The 5,190-nt window shown below is 37.9% G+C and carries 7 protein-coding genes and 2 pseudogenes; 8 read left to right on the top strand and 1 reads right to left on the bottom strand.

Translation table 11 applies throughout. From position 1 onward, the window contains the following. The 7 genes and pseudogenes from L654_RS1000000127175 to L654_RS0101685 all read left to right on the top strand — a co-directional run. Positions 1-101, top strand: a pseudogene (locus L654_RS1000000127175) (BAX inhibitor (BI)-1/YccA family protein); the annotation flags it as partial. A 55-nt stretch (positions 102-156) separates the two neighbouring features. Further along, a complete protein-coding gene (gene tusD / locus L654_RS0101710; RefSeq protein ID WP_024607063.1) occupies positions 157-510 on the top strand; it encodes a sulfurtransferase complex subunit TusD in 354 nt (117 codons plus the stop codon). Continuing rightward, positions 507-863 carry a sulfurtransferase complex subunit TusC gene (tusC, locus tag L654_RS0101705; RefSeq protein WP_002962696.1) on the top strand — a complete coding sequence of 119 codons (357 nt, stop codon included), beginning with the start codon at positions 507-509 and terminating at the stop codon, positions 861-863. Before tusD ends, tusC begins: the two co-directional genes overlap by 4 nt. Then, positions 860-1,126, top strand: a complete 267-nt coding sequence (locus tag L654_RS0101700; protein ID WP_008133664.1) for a DsrH/TusB family sulfur metabolism protein — start codon at positions 860-862, stop codon at positions 1,124-1,126. The genes tusC and L654_RS0101700 overlap by 4 nt, the downstream gene beginning before the upstream one ends. Before the next feature lie 3 nt (positions 1,127-1,129). After that, the gene (locus L654_RS0101695) at positions 1,130-1,459 is read left to right on the top strand and encodes a TusE/DsrC/DsvC family sulfur relay protein (protein ID WP_007375712.1); all 330 of its coding nucleotides are present in this window, start codon (positions 1,130-1,132) and stop codon (positions 1,457-1,459) included. Then, positions 1,459-2,145, top strand: a complete 687-nt coding sequence (locus L654_RS0101690) for a pseudouridine synthase (protein ID WP_024607062.1) — start codon at positions 1,459-1,461, stop codon at positions 2,143-2,145. The genes L654_RS0101695 and L654_RS0101690 overlap by 1 nt, the downstream gene beginning before the upstream one ends. Continuing rightward, positions 2,138-2,575 (top strand): NUDIX domain-containing protein, encoded by a 438-nt coding sequence (locus L654_RS0101685; protein ID WP_024607061.1) that lies wholly within the window; start codon positions 2,138-2,140, stop codon positions 2,573-2,575. The genes L654_RS0101690 and L654_RS0101685 overlap by 8 nt, the downstream gene beginning before the upstream one ends. A 1-nt stretch (position 2,576) precedes the next feature. Here the strand turns inward: L654_RS0101685 and L654_RS01000000125340 are convergent. Continuing rightward, a pseudogene (locus L654_RS01000000125340) lies at positions 2,577-3,848 on the bottom strand (sensor domain-containing diguanylate cyclase). A gap of 361 nt (positions 3,849-4,209) precedes the next feature. Between L654_RS01000000125340 and mnmA the strand changes: the two are divergent. Further along, positions 4,210-5,190 (top strand): tRNA 2-thiouridine(34) synthase MnmA (gene mnmA / locus L654_RS0101675; protein ID WP_024607060.1); only part of this gene is annotated, 981 nt, incomplete at its 3' end.

Here is a 5,190-nt window from a genome sequence, read left to right as displayed (position 1 = left end):
GCGGCGAAACCAACTACATTCGTGCAACAGTCTCTTTATACCTAAGCGTATATAACTTATTTACTTCTTTGCTTGCTCTACTTGGCGCAAGTGATGACTAATTAAATAGTTCTGTTAAAATAGCCCCTTTATTGGGGCTTTTTTATTGGAATTGTTTTGGCACGCTTTGTTCTTTCATTACATACACCACCATCCGATCACGATACCACGCAACGCATAGTTAAATTTGCGAATGCATGTTTAGCCCAAGGGCACACCATTGATGCTATTTTTTTATACCAGCAAGGTATTTATCATGCATCTACCCACTTTGATTTATCCTCAGACGAACTTCAAATTTCAGCACTTTGGCAGCAACTCGCTGATCAAAATTTAAATTTAATGCTGTGTGTTACCGCCGCGCAAAAGCGCGGGTTAGATATTAAAAACACAGGTGTATTTAAAGTCGCAGGGTTAGCTGAATTTGCAATGCTTGCAAGCGACGCAGATAAATGGGTGCAATTTAAATGATAAACGTATTAGTAATGAGTCAGTGCAGCCCATTTGACGATTTAAATATTCGTGATGCACTAGATATGACATTGATATTTGCTGCTGTTGACCAAAATGTAAGTTGGTTGTTTAGTGGCCCCGCTGTTTTGGCTTTAAAAAAGCACCAACAACCAAACAATATTGGCTTAAAAGACTTTTTTAAAAATATTAAAACACTCGAAATATATGATGTTGAAAATATTTTCGTGTGTGAAAAATCATTGCTTGATTATGGTTTAAATAAACATGATTTACTCATAGAGGCAAAAGCTCTTAACTTTAGTCAACAACAAACACTAATTAAAGCGCAGCAACATGTGGTGAATCTATGAGTACGTTACATATTTTTTCAAAGCCGCTTAACTATTACTCGGCAAATCAGCTTGAGAATTTAATTTTATCAGGCGATAAGGTACTACTTGTTGGTGATGCCTGCTTTGCAAAAAAACAATTTAGACAATTTGCAGATACACTGTTAATACTTGAACAAGACGCGCAAGTACGTGCAATAAAATTAGCAGATAACGATAAAGCAATTAGCTATGAAGACTTTGTGGCACTCACTTTATCAACTAATCAATCAATTACGTGGTAACTCATGCTTGAATTTAACAACCAACAGATTGAAACCGACAAACAAGGCTACTTGCTCGACCATACTTTATGGTCAAAGGAGCTGGCGCCTGTAATTGCTACTCAAGAAAACATCACACTTAGTGAGCAGCACTGGGAAGTTATTAACTTTGTTCGTGATTTTTACATTGAATATAACACCAGCCCAGCAATTCGGATGCTTGTAAAAGCAATGGCTAAAGCACTCGGTGAAGACAAAGGAAACAGCCTTTATTTATATAAATTATTCCCTAAAGGCCCTGCTAAGCAAGCAACAAAAATCGCCGGATTACCAAAACCAGCTAGGTGCATATAATGAGATCTAAATCAGGCAATAATCAAGTAACTGAATCCAAGCCAAAAAGAAGTACAGGGCGTACTTATTCTCGCAGTGCACTTAACAAAACGCCTTCAGGTAAAAGAGAAATAAAGCCGCAAATAGCATCTAAAGACAGAAAAATTGTGTTATTCAATAAACCATTTGATGTGCTATGCCAATTTACAGATGACGCAGACAGAAAAACTCTCGCTGAGTTTATACCTATTAAAGAAGTTTACGCAGCAGGAAGATTAGACAGAGACAGTGAAGGTTTATTACTTTTAACAAACTGTGGAAAATTGCAAAACACCTTAACTGCACCTGATAAAAAAACGAATAAAACATACTGGGCACAAGTTGAAGGTGAACCAACAAGTGAATCAATTAATGATTTATGTAATGGCGTAGAACTTAAAGACGGGCTTACACTCCCCGCTAACGTTAAAATAATTGATGAACCTACAATTTGGACTCGTAATCCGCCTGTACGCGAGCGAAAAGCAATCCCTACCACTTGGCTAAGTATTACCATTAATGAAGGTAAAAACAGACAAGTTCGTCGAATGACCACGCATATTGGCCACCCTACACTTCGCCTTATTCGCTACAGTATTGGCAACTATACGTTAGATGATATTAATTGTGGTGAATACAAAGTAATTAAGGGTGTAGTTGATGCATAAACCGCATGTAACAGTTGCGGCAATAGTAAAAAAGCAAAATGAGTTTTTACTTGTAAAAGAGCACGATAAATTTACACAGCTGGTTTGTTACAATCAACCTGCGGGTCATTTAGAGCAAAATGAGACACTTGCCCAAGCTGCAAGCAGAGAGCTACTAGAAGAAACAGGCTTAGCGCTTGAGCCTATTGGGTTTTTAGGTGTTTATAATTTGCATGCCGATAACGCAGTGCACTATTTGCGATTCTGCTTTTTATTTGAAGCGCCTAATAATATAAAAGCACCAACACCAATAGATTCTGACATTATCAGCGCTAACTGGCATACATTAGAGCAAATAAAATCATTACCGCTTAGGAGCCCTTTAGTGCTCAAGTGTATTAACGACAGCCTGAATCGACCAGCGTTAAGCTTAGAAACTATTTATAATTGATTTACTCAGAGCTTAGCGCTATACAATTACGCCCTTGTTTTTTAGCATAATACAGGGCGTTATCAGCGGCTTTAACAAAGCTGATTTCATTACTATTTGTATAGTTGCTGATGGTATTAATACCCATACTTATAGATAAAAATCAGGTAAAGCTATCCTGGTGAGCAATAGCTAAGCTTTCTACAGCTTTTTGTATTTGCTCAGCTATAAACAACGCTCCTTGCCTATCCGTTTGTGGAAGTAAAACAACAAATTCTTCTCCACCATAGCGAGCCACAAAATCTTCTGGGCGACTAACCGTTGAAGCAATTTTTTGAGCCACGTCATATAAGCACGAATCACCCGCTACATGCCCATACCGGTCATTAAATTGTTTAAAATGATCAATATCAATAATAATCATCGATAGCATGCCTTCGCATTCTTTTGCTCGTTCAAACTCATGCGATAGCTTTTCATCAAACCGACGTCTATTCGCAATTTTGGTTAATGCATCCAAAAAGGCCATATCCCTGAGTATATCTTCTGCTTCTAAACGCTCTGTTGCATCATTAAAAACAGCTAAAAACTCTTCACCTATATCAATCCCTGAAATTTCCATCATCACTTGCGAGCCATCACGACAAGACACTCGATAGTTATTTGCGGGTATGTCATTATTGTTATTAAGTGCCTTTTCAAGTGAGTCTTGCCACAGCTCTTTTGCAAGTGCTCTGTATTGGGGATCTGGATACGCTTTTTCCCACCATGATTTAAGATTTGGCACATCTTCTACTGTATAACCAAAAACATCTACAAAACGTTGATTAACTTTCAAAATATCACCCGTCTTGGCACATACATTACATACAGGCATTGGCAAAACGGTAAATAACCTAGCGTAGTGACTTATCTCATGTTTGCGCATAGGGTTGAGTGTACTTTGAGGTAAGTAACTCATTGGCATATCACTTTTTTCAATACTAAGCTTTTCATCCATTTCTAAAGCGAAATACCATTCAAGCCACCAGTGCTCCACATGCTCCAGCACCTTTAGCTCAATGTTCTTTTTAACGGTTGAACCCTTTATTAAGCTAAATAACTCATGTACATGGTTTGGTTCTTGGTAAATATGAGGGTTTTTGAGTTTTATTAACTCATAAAAAAGGTGATAGGCTGACTTTTTAAACTCTGTCGTTTTACTGGAGAGTAATTCACTATCCACAAAATCAGATTTGCGTGTGTAGTGTTCAACTAAAGAATTTATCTTGTTTATTTGATAGGCATAATTCATATATTCATTCCATTGACTATATTTCAAGCGGCTTTAAAGTGGTTTACATTCATATACTCACCACTATTTTATTTTTATTAAGTGTATATTTACTCTAGTAGTTTTAAAAGAAAATACTATTAATAAAACTCAATAACTACATGAATTATTCTATAGTCTTAATTTATTAGTAAATATCACTTTAATATTACTAAAGTTACAGCCTGATAATGCGTTTAAGTCTAGTTTGCTATTTGTTATACAAATAAAATAGTGACAAATTATGTCCTTTGCCGCCCTACGCTCTTTAAGCACAAACAAAATACATGCTATAATCGCGGCCTTTCCAAGTTAACAGTAATCTGTATAAGCGAAATTATTCATGAGCGAAAATAGTCACATTAAAGTCATTGTTGGCATGTCCGGCGGTGTTGATTCTTCTGTATCTGCATATTTGTTACAACAACAGGGCTACCAAGTCGAAGGCCTGTTTATGAAGAACTGGGAAGAAGATGACAATGATGAATACTGTGCTGCCGCTGATGACTTAAAAGATGCACAAGCCGTGTGCGACAAATTAGGCATTGAGCTTCACACTGTTAACTTTGCGGCAGAATACTGGGACAACGTATTTGAGTACTTTTTAGCAGAGTACAAAGCAGGCCGTACACCTAACCCAGATATAATGTGTAATAAAGAAATTAAATTTAAAGCCTTTTTGGAATTTGCAGCTCAAGCACTCGGTGCTGACTTTATTGCAACGGGTCACTATGTTCGCCGTGAGCTTCGCGATGACAAATACGTAATGTGTCGTGGACTTGATAACAATAAAGATCAAAGCTACTTCTTATATACCCTAAGCCATGAACATATTGGCCAAACGTTATTCCCGGTAGGCGATATCGAAAAACCAGAAGTACGCCGCATAGCAGAAGAACAAGACCTAATCACTCACGATAAAAAAGACAGTACAGGTATCTGCTTTATTGGTGAGCGTAAATTTAAAGACTTTTTACAAAAGTTCTTACCAGCACAACCTGGCGTTATCGAAGACACAGACGGTAATAACGTAGGCGAGCACGAAGGCTTAATGTACCACACACTTGGACAACGCAAAGGCTTGTTAATTGGTGGTATGAAAGAAGGTTCTGGTGAGCCTTGGTACGTGGTCGATAAAGACCTTGAGCGAAATGTACTTATTGTGGGCCAAGGTAAAGATCACCCTCGCCTATACAGCAACGGTCTTAACGCAAACCAACTTCACTGGGTAGACCGTATTGGCCCTAAAGGCACAACTCGCTGCACGGTAAAAACGCGTTACCGCCAAGAAGACTTAAGCTGTACCCTACTTGTAGGTGAAGAC

Origin of the sequence: Pseudoalteromonas sp. TAB23 (assembly GCF_000498075.1) — a bacterium.
Taxonomy (GTDB): Bacteria; Pseudomonadota; Gammaproteobacteria; order Enterobacterales; family Alteromonadaceae; genus Pseudoalteromonas; species Pseudoalteromonas arctica.
This window is presented reverse-complemented; position numbering and strand designations above follow the sequence as displayed.